Below are 17,016 nucleotides of genomic sequence, written 5' to 3' on the forward strand. Positions count from 1 at the left end.
CGGCGCAACGTATCACGGTTCGGTGAATGAACTAACATGGGATCCATGGCGCTCGGCAAGAACTACGAAGGCCAGGACTGCTCGCTGGCCAGGGCCCTGGAAGTGATCGGCGAACGGTGGACGCTCCTGGTCGTCCGCGACGCCATGTACGGCGTACGCCGCTACGGCGACTTCCTCGCTCACCTCGACATCCCGAGGGCGGTCCTGTCCCAGCGGCTCGGGGCGCTGGTCGAGGCCGGCGTGCTGGCCAGGAGCCGCTACCAGGACAACCCGCCCCGCGACGAGTACGTCCTGACCGCCACAGGCCGCGAGTTGTGGGTCCCCATGCTGGCCCTGTCCCAGTGGGGCGAGCGCAACCTCGGCGGGGCCGGCCCACGCCGCCTGTTCCACCACGCCGCCTGCGGCACCCGGATCGACCCCGTGTCCCGGTGCCCGTCGTGCGGCACGGCCGTCGGGCTGGAGGAGATCGAGGTGCGCCCCGGCCCCGGCCTGACGGACAACCGGGACGATCCGGTCAGCGTGCTGCTGCGGGCACCCCACAGGATGCTTGCTCCGATCACCTGACAAAATCGGGCGGTAACCCCCGAAAGGAGATCAGATGAGCTGGGCGGAGATCGGGTCCGAGGAGGAGTTGCGGGAACTGCTGGGCGAGGTGATGCCGAGGGCCGTGACCAAGGAGCGCGTCCGGCTGCACGCGCGTGACCGCGACTGGCTGGCGGCCTCCCCGCTCTGCCTGATCGCCACGTCCGACGCCGAGGGCAACTGCGACGTCTCGCCCAAGGGCGACCCGGCCGGGTTCGTCCACGTCATCGACGACACCACGATCGCCATTCCCGACCGTCCGGGCAACCGCCGGGCCGACGGGTTCCACAACGTGCTGAAGAACCCGCACGTCGGCCTGATCTTCCTGATCCCGGGCCGCAACGAGACCCTGCGCGTGAACGGCCGCGCCCGGCTCGTGCGCGAGGCGCCGTTCTTCGACGAGATGATCGTCAAGGGTCACCGGCCGCGGCTGGCCCTGGTGGTGGAGATCGAGCAGATCTTCTTCCACTGCGCCAAGGCGTTCATGCGCTCGCAGGTCTGGGCGCCCGACTCGTGGAACCCGTCCGTCCTGCCCTCGCACGCCAGGCTGATCAAGGAGCTGCAGGTGGTCGAGGAGACGCTGGAGCAACTGGAGACGTACTACGGCGAGTCCTACGCCAAGAGGCTCTACGGCTGAAACCGGACGGCCGGCGGGGGAGCCGGTCACGTCGGGCCTCGGCGGTGCGGTGGTTCGTGCGGGTTCGTGCGGGTCAGGCGGCTGGTGTCGGTCCGCCGGGGAAGCGGATCACGTTCCGGCCGCTGTAGGCCCGCAGGTCGACCACCTTCGGGTCGGTGGCCTCGGTCCTTCTGTGGCGGACCGCCGCCCGGATGTCGCGGATCTTGTGCCTGGCGATGTGCGGCGGCACCACCGCAAGCCTCTTCATGTGAGCCCCCCGTGATGTTTCTGTTACCTCTGTTATCTACCGATACAGCCGTAAGTTCGCTGTAAAGGGTAGCTAATAGGGCAACTTTCGCCCCGACGGGGTGCGTAGATCCGGTTCGGCCGACGGATGCGGACGCCTGCTGACCGTCGATCTCGGGACTCTGACACGTTTCACGGTCTTCCCCCTTCCGGGCCGCCGCCGGCTGACGGCGGCTCGGCGGGTGCTGCCACCCGCCTTGCGCGTCAACCTAACCGGGGCCCCCGGGGCCGCTCAACGCATTTCTACGGCCTCGCGCTGGTGCGCCCCCGTCACGTCCCCGGAACCAGGCGAGCGGTCACGCCGACCCGGTTCCAGGCGTTGATCATCGCGATGGAGACGACGAGGGCGGCGAGCTGCTTGTCGTCATAGTGCTCGGCCGCCTGCTCCCACACCTCGTCCGGCACGGCCTCGCCGCGGTCGGCCAGGCGGGTCGCCTCCTCGGTCAGCGCCAGCGCCGCCCGCTCGGCCGGGGTGAAGACCGTGGCCTCCCGCCAGGCGGCGACCGACCACAGCCGCTCGTCGCTCTCCCCGGCCTTCTTCATGTCACTGCTGTGCATGTGCACGCAGTAGCCGCAGCCGTTGATCTGGCTGGCCCGCAGCTTGACCAGCTCGATCGTGGCCGCGGGCAGGTCGCTGCCGTGCATGTACGCCTCCACCGCCAGGAACCCCCGGTACGCCTCCGGGGCGAGCTTGGCGATGTCGATGCGCTGGGTCATGGTGGTCCTCCCTGTGTCGTCGCTTCCATGACACAGGACGAGGCGGCCCGGCGCGATGTGACAGCTCCGGGCGGGGCGGACGGGATCCGTCTCAGCCCCGGCAGTTGCCCCACGAGCCGCGGCCGCCCCACGCCTCGACACGGTTGTCCGGGGTGCGCGTCCAGCCCGCGTACTTCACGCACTTCCAGCTACCGTCGATGTGGCCGGTCTCAGCGTAGAAGCGGTAACGCTGCACGTCCTCGCTCCGGCCGCCGCCGCGGACCTCGATGGAGGCGCCGGTGACCGTAGGGGTGCCGCGGAAGGCGGTCTTGATGGCCGCAACGCAGTTCTTCCCGGCGCGCTTGTTGTACATGAGGTAGACGTGCCCGAGCACCTTTCCGTCGCGCGTCTTCATCGCGCGGTGGCCGTCCTGCACCCGGTGGTAGCCCGCGCCGCAGACGCGCTCGGGCGTCTCGGGGGCGGCGGCCGCGGAGGCGGCGTAGGCGGAGGAGGGGGTGGCGGCGATACCGGCGGCGACCAGTCCGGCCGCGATGACCGTTCGCGTCAGCACGATTTTCCCTTCGGCGGGGGACATTAAGGACGTCGTCGATCTTTACCGAGACTTGACCGCAATTCAAGGGGGTTGGTGAATGCCGCTCATCGCGGTGTCCGCCGTCTGGGCGGTGTTCTGGGGGTCCTGGGCGGCTCTGCTGCCGGCCGTGAAGCAGGAGCTCGGCGTCTCGGCGGCGCAGCTCGGCGCGGCGCTGGGCGCGGTGCCCGTCGGAGCCCTGCCCGCGATGGCGCTGACCGGCCGGCTGGCCCGCGGGCGCGAGCGCCATGCCCTCATGGCGGCGACCGTCCTGTTCGGGCTGACCGTGGCGGGCCTGGCCGCGGTCACCGCGTACTGGCCGCTCGTGGCCGGGCTGCTGCTGCTCGGCGCAGCCAGCGGGGCGCTCGACGTGGCGCTCAACCTGACCACGGGACGCGTCGAGCGCGAGCGCGGCCGGCGGCTCTTCCAGGCGGTGCACGCGGCCTTCCCGCTCGCGGTCATCGTGGCCGCCCCGCTCACCGGCCTGGCCCGGTCGCTCGGCATGGACGTCCGGGCCGTGCTGCTGGTGATCGCGGTGCTGGTGGCGGCGACGTCCCTGTCGCTGCCCGCCCTGCCCGTGGGCCGCGGCCGGGCCGCCCCCTCCGGCGACCACCACGCGGGACGCCGGCTGTGGAGCGTCGCGCTGCTGCTCGGGACGCTGGCCGGATGCGTGCTGGTGATCGAGAACGCGGTCGAGCAGTGGTCGGTGCTGCTGCTGGAGGAGCACAGAGGCGCCACGCCCCTCACGGCGAGCCTGGCCCCCTCGGTCTACATGGCCGCGCTCACGGCCGGCCGGCTCGCCGCGCACACCCTGCCTCCGGTGCCCCTGCGCGCGCTGTACCTGGTCGCCGGGGTGGGCGGCGCGGCCGGGATCGGCCTGGCCGGGCTCGGTGACGGCGTGCCGCTGTCGATGGCGGGCTTCGCCCTGACCGGGCTGGCGCTCGGGCCGCTGGTGCCCGCGCTGCTCAGCCGCTCGGCCGCCGACGACCCGACCGGGACGCTGGTGTGGGGCGTCTCCATGGTCTCCTACGCCGGGTTCGTCGTCAGCCCGCTGCTGGTCGCGGGGCTGACCGGACCGTTCGGGCTGCCCGTCGCGCTCGCCGCGCTCAGCCTCCTGGGGCTGCCGTTGCTCGTACGGTTCGTCATCATCGAGGGTGACTCGGCGTGAATATGGCGTTTTGTTGGGGAAAGCGCACCATGGTTCCGGGTATTGCCCCAGGTGATTCGGACGTGAAGAGGGGATCACCATGGCCGTCTGCGACAACTGCGGCAACGACTACGACATGGCCTTCGAGGTGCACGCGCAGGGAGCCGTGCACACCTTCGACTGCTTCCAGTGCGCGATCGAGGCCATGGCGCCGATCTGCGAGCACTGCGGCACCAAGGTCATCGGGCACGGCGTCCAGTCGGGCGAGCACTGGTACTGCTGCGCCCACTGCGCCCGCGAGGAGGGCAACAAGGGCATCGTCGACCGGGTGATGGCGAGCTCGTCCGCCTGACCGGACGGCGTCAGGCCGGGGCCAGCAGCGTCCGCATGCGGCTCAGGGCGCGGTCGAGCGCGTCCTGAGGCACCGGCGCGGCCAGGTCGAGGGTGATGGCGCCGTTCTTGGCCTCCCACACACCGGCCACCCGGCCCTCGTGCACCACGACGGGCGAGATCCAGCCCGCCTGGCGGCTGACCTTGGGCTTGAGCGGCGGCGGGACGAGCGGGGCGAGCGTCCGCGGCGCCCCCAGGATGAACTGGTCGAAGCCCGGCAGCAGGTGGACCTCCTCCGACGGGCGGGTGGCGGCCAGGTCGTCGGCGTGCTCGGCCAGCGCGTACAGGGTCGTGCCGTCGTCGGCCCTGACCTCCACCAGCTCCGGGGCCAGCCCCTTGACCCACGCCCTGAGCACCGCCTTCCTGGCCACCCCGCCGAACAGCCAGGTGTCGAACATCTCCGGCGTGGCCGGGCCGTGGGCTCCCAGGAACGCCCGCAGCACCCGCACGCCGGCCTCCTCCTGGTCGGGCAGCGCCCCCGGCCAGCCCGGGACCCACGACCGCGGCGCGGTGAAGGTCACCTTGCCCTCGCGGGGCGGCCCGTAGCACAGCTCGCCCAGCCGGCTCAGCGGCTTGAGCAGCGCTCCCCAGCCGGACGTCAGCGCCTCACGGAGATGGGCGTCGCCGGTCAGCGCCACGATCGCGTCGACCAGCTCCTCGCGGGTCAGCGGCGATCCCTTCAACGCCTCGGGGACGGCCTCGATGACGGCCTCGATCTCCGCGGCGGTCACGCCGTGGCCGCGCTGCCAGGAGCCCCTCTCCCAGAAGCGCAGCGTGCTCAGGGCCGCGCACAGGCCGGCCAGCTCGTCGGCGGGCACCAGGTGGAGGGTGCCGCGCATGAGCCAGGTCTTGACCAGGGCGCGTTCGCTCCACAGGGCCCGGTCGATCTCACCGGGGTCGGGCCGGGCGCTCCTGACCGCCACCGCGAGCTGGGCCGAGGAGGCGACCTGCGCCTGCACCCCGCACAGCCGGCGGGCAATCGACACCGCGTCCGGCCCGTCGGCCGCCGCCACGAACTGCCTGCGCAGCCGCCAGGTGAGGATCTGCGGCCAGGTGAGCTCCATCGTCATGCGTCACTTTTACCGCCTCCCGCCGACAATTCGCACATTGGGCGAAAAGGGGGATATGAGAAGATCAAGCATGCCTCTCGACGGTCACCTTCTCGCGCTGTTCGCGGTCACCACCATCGTGGCGATGATCACCCCCGGCCCTGACATGCTGTTCGTCCTGGGCTGCGGGATGAGGGGCGGCCCCCGGGCCGGGCTGCTGGCCACGGCCGGGGTGGCGACCAGCGAGGCGATCCACGTCGCCGTGGCCGCCGCGGGGCTGGCCGCGCTCTTCGCGGCCGTGCCGGTCGCCTTCACCGTCGTACGGATCGCCGGCGCCGCGTACCTGATCTACCTGGGCGTGCGGATGTTGCGGGACCGCAAGGGCGGGGTGAGCGACATGCCCGAGCCGGGCACCGGGATGTCCGGTCGCCGGGCCTACCTGAGCGGTCTGCTGACGAACCTGCTCAACCCCAAGATGGTCACCTTCACCGTCGCCTTCCTCCCGCAGTTCGTCGATCCGGGGCTGGGCCGGATGTGGCTGCAGTTCGCCGTGCTCGGCGCCGTCCTGATCGCCTTCGAGTTCGTCGTGGACGGCGCGGTGGGCGTGCTGGCCGGGCGCATCGGCGGATGGCTGCGCCGCAGTGCCGTCGCCCGCCGCCGGGTGAACACGGCGACGGGCGGCATCTTCGTCGGGCTCGGCGTGAAGCTGGCCATGGAGCGTTGAGCGCCGGTCAGCCGGTGAAGCCGATGTCCTCGTAGCGCAGGTCGTAGAAGCCGCGTGCGCCGACGTTGGCCAGCGTCTGCTTGGCCGCCACGTTCTGCGGACGCTGGTAGAGCGGCAGGACGTTGACCAGCTTCCAGATCAGCCCGTCGGCCTCGTTCGTCTGGGTGCGGGCCCCGGCCGGGTCGAGGTTCTGGGCCGCCTTGTCCATGGCCTGGTCGATCTCCGGCGAGCCGGTACGGCCGAAGTTGGCGTTCCAGGTCTTGCCGTTCGCCGAGTTCGCGTAGATCCCGTAGCTGCTCGAGATCGGGTAAGGCGTCCCGATGTAGGCGAATGGCGTGATGTCGAAGTTGCCGGGGATGACGTACTTGGTGAAGAAGTCGTCGCTCGGCACCGCCTTGATGGTGAGCTTCACCCCGATCTGGGCCAGCATGTTCTGGGCCAGCTCACCCTCCGACTTGCTGAGCTGCACCCCCGACGGCACCACGAACCGCAGGTCGAGCGGCTGCCCGTTCTTCTGCCTGACGGCCCCGTTCAGCTTCCAGCCGGCCGCGTCGAGCAGTTGCTTGGCGCGCTCGGGGTTGTAGACGCCGAGATTTCCGGCGTTGTCCAGGTATCCCTCCTGGGTGTTCATGAAGAAGTGGTTGTTCAGCAGCGCGATCGGCCAGTCGAGCCCCTGCAGGTCGGACTGCGCGATGGCCTGCCGGTTGATGCCGAGCTGGATGGCCTGGCGCACGTTCACGTCTTTGAGCGGCTCGCTCGACCCGTTGAAGGTGAAGTGCCGGAAGTCGGGCCCGGCGGCCTGGCGTACCTGGGCGCCCTGCGTGGCCCTGGCCCGCGCGTAGTCGGGCGCCGACGGCCCGACGTCGATGAGGTCGAGCTCCCCGTTGCTGAACGCGCCGATCAGTGAGTCCTGCTCCGAGGCCCGGTAGATGATCTGGTCGAGCTTGGCCCGGTTGCCCCACCAGGCGTCGTCCCGGACGATCGTGATCGTCTTGGCCGTCTGGTCGAAGCCCTTGAACTTGAACGGCCCGGCGGTCACCGGGATCTTGTTCAGCCACGAGGTGTTGAAGGCCTGCGGGGTCCGGTTCGTGGCGGCCGGCAGCAGCGGCCCGAACAGCGACTGCCAGTCGCCGAACGGCTTGGTGAAGGTGACCTTCACCTCGTGGTCGTCCTTGCCCCGCTCGACCTTCTCGATGTCCTGGTAGCCGGTGGCAGAGACGATGTGGAACTCGGGGTTGCGCCCGTTGAGCGCCTGCCACTGAGCCTGGTAGTCGGCCCAGGTGATCGGCTGCCCGTCCGACCACCTGGCCTTGGGATTGAGCGTGTAGGTGACGACCTGCTTCGGGCTCTGGTCGGTGACCTTGGCGTCGAGCACGTAGTCGGTGTCGACGGTGATCTCCGCCTTCTCGTCGGAGACGAACGGCGAGGGCAGCAACGCGTTGCTGATCACGGCCGCCATCGCCAGGTTGCCGTCGACGTGGTTCCTGTTCCACTGGGTGGGGAACTCGTTGATGCCCCAGCGCAGCGTGCCGCCGTCCTTGACCTTGTCGCGCGGCTGCGGGTTGATGTCGAAGGCCTTGATGGTCTTGTGCGCGCCTTCCGTGCCGCTCGCCGAGCCGCCCCCGAGCCGCCGCCGCCACAGCTCACCAGCGACAGCGAGCCGGTCACGGCGACGGCCACGACAAGACGTGAAGCTTTCATCGAGCGCATTCCTCCTGATCTAGACGACGTCGAGCCTCTCGGCGTAATGGCAGGCCGCCCCCTGGTCGTCGGCCACCGGCAGCACCTCGGGCTCGACGCCCACGCAGAGCGCGCGCTCGTCGTCGGTGAGCACCGAGCGGAACTTCGGGCAGCGGGTACGGAACCGGCAGCCGGTCGGAGGGTGGGCCGGGCTGGGCAGATCGCCTTCGAGCAGGATGCGCTCGCGTACGCGCTCGCGCGCCGGGTCGGGCAGCGGGATCGCCGACAACAGGGCCTGCGTGTACGGATGCGCCGGAGCCCCGTAGACCGCGTCGACCTGCCCGATCTCGGCGATCCTGCCCAGGTACATGACCGCCACCCGGTCGGCGATGTACCGCACCACCGCCAGGTCGTGCGCGACGAACAGGTACGACAGCCCGAGCCTGGACCGCAGCGAGCCGAGCAGGTTGATGATCCCCGCCTGGATCGACACGTCGAGCGCGGAGACCGGCTCGTCCAGCACCAGCAGCCTGGGCTCCAGCGCCAGCGCCCTGGCGATGCCGATGCGCTGCCGCTGGCCGCCGGAGAAGTCCTGGGGGTAGCGGGCGGCGTGCGCCGGGTCGAGGCCCACCAGGGCGAGCAGCTCGCCCACCCGCCGGCCCGGCCGGCGTTCCCCGTGGGTGCGCAGCGGCTCGGCCAGGATGTCGTAGACCGTCATGCGCGGGTCGAGCGAGGCCATCGGGTCCTGGAAGACGACCTGCATGTCCCGCCGGATCGCGGTGCGCCCTGCGCCGTCCAGCCGGGCGGTGTCGCGGCCGAGCACGACCACGCGCCCCTCCTGCGGCGGGACGAGCTCCAGGATCTGGGTGAGCGTGGTGGTCTTGCCGCTGCCCGACTCGCCGACCAGGCCCAGCGTCTCGCCGCGGCGGATGTCGAAACTGACGCCGGCCACCGCGTGCACCGTGCCGACCCTGCGCTTGAACAGCGCCCCCTTGAGCAGCGGGTAGTCCTTGACCAGGCCGTCGACCTCCAGCACCGGCTGCTCGGCGCGGACCGCGGGGGCGACGGGCTCACCGGCCGCGTGGCGGCCGGGGCCCTGGGGGCGTACGACCTCCCAGCGGATGCACGCCGCCCGGTGGCCCGTCGCCACCTCGAACAGCGGTGGCTCGGCCGCGTCGCACTCGTGGATCTTCAGCGGGCAGCGCGGCGCGAACGGGCAGCCCGGCGGCAGCGCCGCGGGGGAGGGCGGGTTCCCGGCGATCGGCAGCAGCGGCTGACGGCCGCCGCGGTCGACCCGCGGGATCGAGGCCAGCAACCCGGCCGTGTACGGCATGCGCATCCGGTAGTAGATGTCGTCGACGTCGCCGATCTCGACCGGGCGCCCGGCGTACATGACCAGGACGCGGTCGGCGAAGCCTGCCACCACGCCGAGATCGTGCGTGATCATGATGATCGCCGCGCCGGTCTCCCGCTGGGCCTTCTTCAGCACCTCCAGCACCTGCGCCTGGATGGTCACGTCGAGCGCGGTGGTGGGCTCGTCGCAGATGATCACGTCGGGGTCGTTGGCGATGGCCATCGCGATCATCACGCGCTGCCGCATGCCGCCGGAGAACTCGTGCGGGAAGGCGAGCGCGCGCTCGCTCGGCGACGGGATGCCGACCAGCTCCAGCAGCTCGACGGCCTTGACCGCGGCGTTCTCCTTGGTCACCCGCTGGTGGATGCGGACGGCCTCGGCGATCTGGTCGCCCACCCGGTAGACGGGCGTGAGCGCCGACAGCGGGTCCTGGAACACCATCGACACGGTCTTGCCGCGGAAGCGGGTCAGCTCCCGCTCGGAGGCGCCGATCAGCTCCTTGCCGTGCAGGCGCACCGACCCGGTGACCCGGGCGCTCGGCGGTAGCAGGCCCATGACCGCGGCCGAGGTGACCGACTTGCCCGACCCGGACTCGCCCACGATGCCCAGCACCTCACCCGGGCTCACCGAGTAGCTGACCCCGCGCACCGCACGCACGTCGCCGAAGGACACGTGGAGGTCGCTGACCTCCAGGACGGGGTTCGCCGCCGGCCTCATCGCCGCGCCGCCGGGTCGAAGGCGTCGCGCAGCGCGTCGCCGATGAGGTTGACCGCCAGCACGGTGACCACCAGCAGCCCGGCCACGAACCAGAACGTCCACGGCGCGTAGACCGCCGTGCGCGAGCCGTCGGCGATCAGCGTGCCGAAGGACACGTCGGGCGGCTGGATGCCGAACCCGAAGTAGGACAGCGAGGTCTCGGTCAGGATGGCCGCGCTGACGTTGAGCGTGGCGTCGACGATGAGCAGCGAGGACAGGTTGGGGATCACGTGCCGGAAGATGATCCGCACCGGCGGCACCCCCATGAAGCGGGCGGCCTGGATGTACTCGCGCTCCTTCAGCGAGATCGTCATCCCCCGGACGATCTTCGAGGTCACCATCCACAGGAACAGCGCCAGCATGACCACGAACAGCACCCACTGCCCGGCCCCGAACAGCGGCGACATGATCGCCAGGATGAGGAACGCGGGCAGCACGAGCAGCAGGTCGGTCACCCAGCTCAGCGCCCGGTCGGTCCAGCCCAGGAAATAGCCCGAGAAGGCGCCGACCACCGCCGCGACCGCCGTGGACACCAGCGCCGCCAGCAGGCCCACGATCAGCGACTTCTGCATGCCGCGCAGGGTCACCGCGTAGACGTCGGCGCCGGTCTGGAGCGTTCCGAACCAGTGCCGGGGCGAGGGCGGCTGCAGGAACGCCGTGAAGTCCTTGTCGGTGTAGGACCACGGGCTGAACAGCGGCCCCACGAACGCCAGCAGGAACATCAGCGCCAGCACCGCGAACCCGACCAGCCCCTGCGGCGAGCGGAAGAAGCGCCAGGCCACCACCCGCAGCCGCGACGGCGCCCGGCCCAGGTCGCCGGTCAGCTCCTCCGCCAGCTCCTCCTCGGAGAGCGTCATCACGCCCGCACCCTGGGGTCGAGCGCGGCGTGCAGCAGGTCGGAGGCGAGCGCGGCGCACAGCACGGCCACGGCGGCCAGGAAGGAGATCGCCGCCACGGTGTTGACGTCGTTGGTGAAGATCGAGTTGATCAGCTGTTCGCCCAGCCCGTGCCAGCCGAAGATCTTCTCGGTGAAGGTGGCCCCGGTCAGCAGGGTGCCGAACGTGAAGGCGAAGTAGGTGGCCACCGGGATCAGCGCGGTGCGCAGCGCGTGGCGGGTCAGCGCCCGGCCCCTGCTCAGCCCCTTGGCCCTGGCCGTACGGACGAAGTCGGCGCCGAGCACGTCGAGCATCATGTTGCGCTGGTAGCGGCTGAAGACCGCGACCAGGCCGACGGACAGCGAGATCGTCGGCAGGATCAGGTGTTGCAGCCGGTCGAGCACGTAACCCCAGAACCCGGTCTCCAGGCCGACGCTGTACTCGCCGCTGACCAGCAGCACCTGGCGGCCGAAGAGGTTGTCGTTGGCCCAGGCGGCGGCCAGGATCAGCATGTTGGCCAGCACCACGACCGGCACCGCGAGCACGACGAACGACAGGCCCGTCGAGAGCCGGTCGAACCAGCCGTACTGCCGCACCGCCGCGTACGCGCCCACCAGCACCCCCAGCAGGCTCCCGAACAGCAGACCCAGGATGACCAGCCGGAACGTGACCCCCATCCGCCGCCTGAGGTCGTCGTTGACCGGCGAGCCGGTGACCGTCCTGCCGAAGTCGCCGTGCAGCACGCCCGCGGCCCAGGTGGCGTAGCGCTGCAGCAGCGGGGTCTTGTCGTTGAGGTTGAGCGCGGTGAGCTGGGCGTCGACGACGGCGGGCGGCGGTTTCGGGGTGCGGTCGGCGTAGTTGGAACGCGGGTCGAGCGCCCCGGCGGCCAGCAGGTACGCCAGGCTCGCGGCCACGCCGACCAGCACCACGTAGTTGAGCAGCCTGCGGGCCAGGAACCCCGCCATCGTCCCCCTCCCGGATGCGCACGATAGGTAGTCATACTGCTACAGGCAGCAGCATCGTGGCGCGGGGAAATGCCAAAGAGGGGTTAACGTCCGGAAAGTTCATCCACGGCGGTGCGCACGTCGTCGCTGGTGATCGTCGTGAGGTCGGCTGCGCTGGCCGACCCGCCGCCCGACGCATGGGCGGCCAGGCGCACGTCGCGGCGCATCGCGGCCCGTTCGAACAGCGAGCGGGCGAAGCGGCCGTTGCCCAGGCCGTCGATCAGCCGCTCCTCGCACACCCAGGCGAACACCTCGTCGAGGTCACGCAGGGCCTGCTCGTCGAAGCTGTCGCCGGCCTTGCCGGCCAGCAGCACCGCGATCTGCGACAGCTCGCGCGGCGAGTAGCTGGGGAAGGCCACGCGCTGGTTGAACCGGCTGGCCAGGCCGGGGTTGGTGGCCAGGAAGGAGTCCATCTCGCGCGGATAGCCGGCCAGCACGATGACCAGCCGGTCGCGGTCGTCCTCGGCCCGTTTGAGCAGGGTCTGGACGGCCTCGGAGCCGAAGGCGTCGCCGCCCGCGTAGCCGGGGTTGACCAGGCTGTAGGCCTCGTCGATGAACAGCACGCCGCCGAGCGCCCGGTCGACCAGCTCGTTGGTCTTGATCGCGGTCGCGCCGAGGTGCTGGCCGACCAGGTCGGCCCGGTGGGCCTCGACGACGTCGGGCCTGGCCAGCAGGCCGAGCGCGGCGAAGACGCGGCCGAGCACCCGCGCGACGGTGGTCTTGCCGGTGCCGGGCGGCCCGGCGAAGACGAAGTGGCGCATCTGCGGCGGCGTGGGCAGCCCGCGCTCCTGCCGCATGCGGGCCACCTGGAGCTGGGCGGCGATGGCGTGCACCTGCCGCTTGACCGGCTCCAGACCGGCCATCGTGTCGAGGTCGGCCAGCGCCTCCTCCAGCGTGGGCGTGGCCACGTAGCCGCGGAAGCGGGCGGTCAGCTCCTCGAACGCCTTGGTCACGTCGGGCGTGGTGGTGGTCACCAGGTCGTGGGTGGTCGGGGTGCCGCCGGCGCCCACCACGCGCACGTCTCTGGCCTGCGCGGCGGCCTCGACCAGGCTGCGCACGAACCGGGCGTTGCCCAGCTCGTCGACCAGGCCGCGCCGCTGGACGTCTTCGTAGAGGCCGAGCAGGGCGCGCCCGGCGTCGGGGGCCATCGTGTCGCCCCGGCGCCGCTGGAGCACCTCGGTGATCTCGGCCAGCTCGGGGGCGGAGTAGCTGGGGAAGCGCACCCGGGTGGCGAACCTGCTGGCCAGGCCCGGGTTGCTGGACAGGAACGAGGCCATCTCCTGCTCGTAGCCGGCCAGGATGATGATCAGCCGCTCGCGGTCGTCCTCGGCCCGTTTGAGCAGGGTCTGGACGGCCTCGGCGCCGAACCTGTCGGGCTGGCCGTCGGAGGAGTTGACCAGGCTGTAGGCCTCGTCGACGAACAGCACGCCGCCGAGCGCCCGGTCGACCAGCTCGTTGGTCTTGATCGCGGTCGCGCCCAGGAACTCGCCCACCAGGTCGGCCCGCTGCGCCTCGACCACGTAGGGGGTCTCCAGCAGGCCGAACGCGTAGAAGATCTTGGCCAGCGCGCGGGCCACGCTGGTCTTGCCGGTGCCCGGCGGGCCGACGAAGACGAAGTGCCTGGTCGGGCGTTCGGCGGTGTAGCCGGCCTCGGCCCGCAGCCGGGTGGCCTCGATGGAGGCGGCGATCGAGCGGACCTGCTCCTTGACCGGCGCCAGCCCGATCATGCCCTCCAGCTCGGCCAGCGCCTCCTCGACTGAGATCTGCGGCGGCGCGCCCGCCTTGTCGGCCTGCGGCTCGGGCCGGCCCTCGCGGGCGCGCACACGCACCTGCTGCTCCTCGGCCGACAGCTCGGCCTTGGCCCGGCGCGCCTGGAGGAACCGGTGGGCCAGCACGACGACGGCCGCCAGGCAGGCGCCCCAGAGCGCGACGGCGGCCGACACGAAGGAGAGCCCGAAGGCCAGCACCCCGGCCGACACGAGCGCGGCCAGCGTGGTGACCCACGGCGTGACCCAGCGGATGAGGTGGGCGGCGGCGGCCACGGGCAGGGCGAGCCCGACCATCGCGTGCAGCGCCATGGAGCCGGGGGGGAAGAGCCAGGAGAACAGCGGCAGCGCCACCACGACCCAGCCGGCCACGACCAGCGCGGTCGCGGCGGCCCGCGGGAAGCGCATGGTCAGCGCCACGAAGGCGAGGGCCAGCAGGACGAGGGGGAACGTCTTCAGCAGATCCCAGCCGAGCGCCGCGCCCACGCCCATGACGACGATGAGCAGCACGGCGTAGAGCACCCGGCGCACGGCGGGGGGAATCTGGAAATAACGCAGTCTCACCTGCTCGAACAGATCCCGCGCCGCGGCCCGCCCCGCGGCCTGGGCCCTGTCGGACTCACGCATCACGCCTCCCCGGTCCGCCCCCGGTTATACCGCACCCGACCGACGATTGGGCGGGCCTGACACGCTAGGTGGAGGTCACGAAAAGGGCGATCCGACGTCCGAGTTCGGTGCCGGCGTCCTCCTGGAGGAAGTGGCCGGCGCCGGCGATCACCGGATGGGACAGCCCGGCCGTGCCCGCGACGGCCTTGAGCATGATGGGCGCCATGCCGCCGGTGATGGGGTCGCCGTCGGAGAAGGCCACCAGGAACGGGCGGTCGAGCGTGGTGAGGATCTGCCAGGCAGCGCGGTTGGCGGGCGCGGCGGGGTCGTCGGGCGTGATCGGCACGAGTCCGGGCAGGGCGCGCGGGCCCGCTTTGTACGACTCGTCCGGGAACGGCGCGTCGTAGGCCGCCCGCACCTCGTCGCTGAGGCGCGTCCGGCAGCCCGCCTGGACCAGCCGGGCGATGTCCAGCGTGGGGGCGCCGGCGACGGTGTCCTTGAAGCGGTGCCAGACGTCGGGCATGGGAATGTCACCCGAGGGCAACCCCGTGTTGGCGGCCACGATCCTGGCCACGCGCTCAGGGTGCTCGGCGGCGATCCGCAGCCCGATCAGGCCGCCCCAGTCCTGGCCGACGACGGTGACGCGGTCCAGGGCCAGCGCGTCGAACAGCAGCGCGCGGGTCCACTCCACGTGCCTGGCGTAGGTGTGCTCGGCGGGGTCCACGGGTTTGTCCGAGCGGCCGAAGCCGATCAGATCGGGGGCGATCGCGCGCAGCCCGGCCGCGGCCAGCTCGCGCATGACGTGGCGGTAGAGGAAGGACCAGCTCGGCTCGCCGTGCAGCAGGACGACCGGCTCGCCGTCCGCGGGGCCGGCCTCGACGTAGGCCATGCGCAGGCCGTCCGGCAGGTCGGCGTGGCGGGGCTCGTAGGGGAAGTCGGGCAGGCTCGCGAAACGCTCTTCGGGGGTGCGCAGGGTCCGCATAGAACAAAACTCTATTCACCGTCGCTGGTGTCTGCCGGGGAACTCGCCGACGAGCACCTGCTTGGGGGTGACGCGCAGGACGTCCGGGCCGGCCAGGGCGACGCCCCGCACCTCCACCCAGAACCGCCGCTGCAACGGGTCGGCCGCGAACACCGCGACGCGCGGGTCGGCCGCCACGCCCTCCCACGCCTCGGGCCCCGCGATCAGCCGCAGCTCGCCGGAGGAGGTGACGGACCCGGCCGCGCCCACGACCCGCGGCCCCGTGGGGTCGCCGTAGGACAGGACGAGGCTCCTGGCGTAGGAGAACGCCTGGCGCGCCTCCGGGGTCAGGGTCACCGAGGGCGCGCCGCCCATGGGCAGGTCGCACATGACGAGCGAGGCCCGCCAGGGCCCCGGCGCGCCGCGCCACCACGCGCGCAGGGCGTGCGCCGCGAACACCGTCATCGCCGCGCCGAGCGCGCCCAGCCCCGCCCGCCATCCCCACGCCGACCCCAGCGCGCCGCCGACGGCGCAGCCGAGCGCGGCGAGCGCCACGAAACCGCCCGCGGCGAGCAACCACCCATCGCCCCCGCGGCGCGCCCGCAGCCAGGCCCGCAGCATCGGGAACGGCACCGCCACCGCCGCCACCGCGGCCCGCGGCTCGACCGCCAGCGCCCCGCCGACCAGCGGCACCAGCACCGACCAGGTCCTGATGAGCACGATCCACAACGTCACGCCGGCGTTCCTGGCCGCCGTGCGCTCGCCCGTGGCGCGGGCCAGCTCGGCCAGCGCGGGCATCGGCCGCCCCCGCCACGCCTCCGCCAGCACCCGGACGACCGCCAGCGCCGGCCACATCAGCACCACGATCCCGGCCAGCCCCGCCCACACCGGATCCCGCCAGGACGGCGCCGCCGGCACCGCGCCCAGCAGCAGCCACCCCGCGAACGCCGGCGCCGACAACCCGGCCGACACCACGGCCGCGCCCAGCCAGGGATCGCGCCCGGCCATGGCCGGCACGTACGCCCAGACCCCCACCCGCCGCGCCTGCCGGACGGTCAGCGGCACCAGCGCGGCCAGCGCGGCGAACCCGCACCACCGCGCCCACACCGCCGAGTCGAGGGCCGGCGCGGCCGCCGTGACGGCGATCGTGGCCAGGGCGAGCAGCAGCCGGGTCTGGCGCGCCCACACCTCCAGCGCCCGCCTGGCCCGTCCCGTCTGGCGCGGGTCGACCGGCCAGGCGGGGTCGTGGTGCGGGCGCGGACGGTCCCAGCGCAGCAGGCACAGGGCCAGGTTCACGCGGGCCTGCGGATGGGCCGGAGCCGTGGCGAGCGCGGCGCGGTAGGCCCGCCCGGCCTCCGGATGGTCGCCGCGCAGCAGCGCCAGGTCGCCGAGCAGGACTTGGGGGTCGGCCTCCTCGGGGGCGAACCGCGCGGCCAGCACGGCGTCGGCGACCGCCGCGGACCAGCGGCCGGGGATCCGGCGGGAGATCGCGGCCAGGCGCAGGCGGGCGGACCAGGAGCCGGGCGCGAGGTCCACGGCGCGTTCGGCCGGGGGGAGGGCGTCGGCGTCGCGGCCCTGGCGTTCGTGGGCCAGGCTGATGAGGCGGCAGGCCCATTCGTCGTCGGGGTCGAGGTCGGCCGCCCGGCGCGCGGCCTCCAGCGCCGATTCGGGACGGCCCGCGTTCAGCCTGGTCAGGGCCTCGGTGCACCACTCGCGTGAGGACTTATCGGAAATATCGTCTTTCCCGGCACTTCCATCGTTCCCCACGGCTTCCATGATCGGGTGACGGATGGAGGTTGGGTAGATCCAGACATATGGCTGTATCTCACTAGAGAGGTGGGGGGCGTCGCGGATCGGCCCATACCGCTATGCCGAGCGCCTGGCATGGCCTAAGCTGCCACGCAAGCCGGAGTGG

16 protein-coding genes are annotated in these 17,016 nt (G+C 72.0%); 5 read left to right on the forward strand and 11 right to left on the reverse strand.

The features are described from left to right. Window positions 1-45: 45 nt before the first annotated feature. Both ACNF49_RS17520 and ACNF49_RS17525 read left to right on the forward strand, forming a co-directional pair. Window positions 46-564: a winged helix-turn-helix transcriptional regulator gene (locus ACNF49_RS17520; RefSeq protein ID WP_482944353.1), complete on the forward strand. Its 519-nt coding sequence runs from the start codon at window positions 46-48 to the stop codon at window positions 562-564. Window positions 565-598: 34 nt separating this feature from the next. Further along, window positions 599-1,219: a pyridoxamine 5'-phosphate oxidase family protein gene (locus ACNF49_RS17525; RefSeq protein ID WP_357965719.1), complete on the forward strand. Its 621-nt coding sequence runs from the start codon at window positions 599-601 to the stop codon at window positions 1,217-1,219. Window positions 1,220-1,292: 73 nt separating this feature from the next. Here ACNF49_RS17525 and ACNF49_RS17530 read toward each other — a convergent pair whose 3' ends face one another. From ACNF49_RS17530 to ACNF49_RS17540, 3 genes are all read right to left on the reverse strand, one after another. Next, window positions 1,293-1,466, reverse strand: a complete 174-nt coding sequence (locus ACNF49_RS17530; protein ID WP_357965718.1) for a hypothetical protein — start codon at window positions 1,464-1,466, stop codon at window positions 1,293-1,295. A 308-nt stretch (window positions 1,467-1,774) separates the two neighbouring features. After that, window positions 1,775-2,221, reverse strand: coding sequence for a carboxymuconolactone decarboxylase family protein (locus ACNF49_RS17535; protein ID WP_482944354.1), 447 nt, complete (start codon window positions 2,219-2,221; stop codon window positions 1,775-1,777). Window positions 2,222-2,312: 91 nt separating this feature from the next. Further along, window positions 2,313-2,771, reverse strand: a complete 459-nt coding sequence (locus tag ACNF49_RS17540; protein ID WP_352326658.1) for a hypothetical protein — start codon at window positions 2,769-2,771, stop codon at window positions 2,313-2,315. Between the two features lie 79 nt (window positions 2,772-2,850). On the opposite strand from ACNF49_RS17540, the gene ACNF49_RS17545 reads away from it, so the two are divergent. After that, window positions 2,851-3,957 (forward strand): MFS transporter, encoded by a 1,107-nt coding sequence (locus ACNF49_RS17545; protein ID WP_482944355.1) that lies wholly within the window; start codon window positions 2,851-2,853, stop codon window positions 3,955-3,957. A gap of 79 nt (window positions 3,958-4,036) precedes the next feature. After that, window positions 4,037-4,288, forward strand: coding sequence for a metallothionein (locus ACNF49_RS17550; RefSeq protein WP_352326656.1), 252 nt, complete (start codon window positions 4,037-4,039; stop codon window positions 4,286-4,288). Window positions 4,289-4,298: 10 nt separating this feature from the next. On the opposite strand, the gene ACNF49_RS17555 is transcribed toward ACNF49_RS17550, so the two are convergent. Next, window positions 4,299-5,396 carry a winged helix DNA-binding domain-containing protein gene (locus ACNF49_RS17555; protein WP_482944356.1) on the reverse strand — a complete coding sequence of 366 codons (1,098 nt, stop codon included), beginning with the start codon at window positions 5,394-5,396 and terminating at the stop codon, window positions 4,299-4,301. Between the two features lie 70 nt (window positions 5,397-5,466). Here ACNF49_RS17555 and ACNF49_RS17560 point away from each other — a divergent pair, with 70 nt between their 5' ends. After that, window positions 5,467-6,099, forward strand: coding sequence for a LysE family translocator (locus tag ACNF49_RS17560; RefSeq protein WP_482944357.1), 633 nt, complete (start codon window positions 5,467-5,469; stop codon window positions 6,097-6,099). Window positions 6,100-6,106: 7 nt separating this feature from the next. On the opposite strand, the gene ACNF49_RS17565 is transcribed toward ACNF49_RS17560, so the two are convergent. From ACNF49_RS17565 to ACNF49_RS17595, 7 genes are all read right to left on the reverse strand, one after another. After that, the gene (locus ACNF49_RS17565; RefSeq protein ID WP_482944358.1) at window positions 6,107-7,558 is read right to left on the reverse strand and encodes an ABC transporter family substrate-binding protein; all 1,452 of its coding nucleotides are present in this window, start codon (window positions 7,556-7,558) and stop codon (window positions 6,107-6,109) included. 261 nt (window positions 7,559-7,819) lie between these two features. Then, window positions 7,820-9,850 (reverse strand): ABC transporter ATP-binding protein, encoded by a 2,031-nt coding sequence (locus ACNF49_RS17570; protein ID WP_482944359.1) that lies wholly within the window; start codon window positions 9,848-9,850, stop codon window positions 7,820-7,822. Beyond that, window positions 9,847-10,746 (reverse strand): ABC transporter permease, encoded by a 900-nt coding sequence (locus ACNF49_RS17575; protein ID WP_482944360.1) that lies wholly within the window; start codon window positions 10,744-10,746, stop codon window positions 9,847-9,849. The genes ACNF49_RS17570 and ACNF49_RS17575 overlap by 4 nt, the downstream gene beginning before the upstream one ends. Beyond that, entirely contained in the window at window positions 10,746-11,729 is a 984-nt protein-coding gene (locus ACNF49_RS17580; RefSeq protein ID WP_357965703.1) for an ABC transporter permease, read from the reverse strand. Before ACNF49_RS17580 ends, ACNF49_RS17575 begins: the two co-directional genes overlap by 1 nt. An 83-nt stretch (window positions 11,730-11,812) precedes the next feature. Then, window positions 11,813-14,161, reverse strand: a complete 2,349-nt coding sequence (locus ACNF49_RS17585; RefSeq protein ID WP_357965700.1) for an AAA family ATPase — start codon at window positions 14,159-14,161, stop codon at window positions 11,813-11,815. A 64-nt stretch (window positions 14,162-14,225) separates the two neighbouring features. After that, entirely contained in the window at window positions 14,226-15,122 is an 897-nt protein-coding gene (locus tag ACNF49_RS17590) for a haloalkane dehalogenase (protein WP_357965697.1), read from the reverse strand. A 15-nt stretch (window positions 15,123-15,137) separates the two neighbouring features. Then, entirely contained in the window at window positions 15,138-16,868 is a 1,731-nt protein-coding gene (locus ACNF49_RS17595) for a tetratricopeptide repeat protein (protein WP_482944361.1), read from the reverse strand. Window positions 16,869-17,016 lie beyond the last annotated feature (148 nt).

The organism is Actinomadura sp. ATCC 39365 (genome assembly GCF_054392275.1).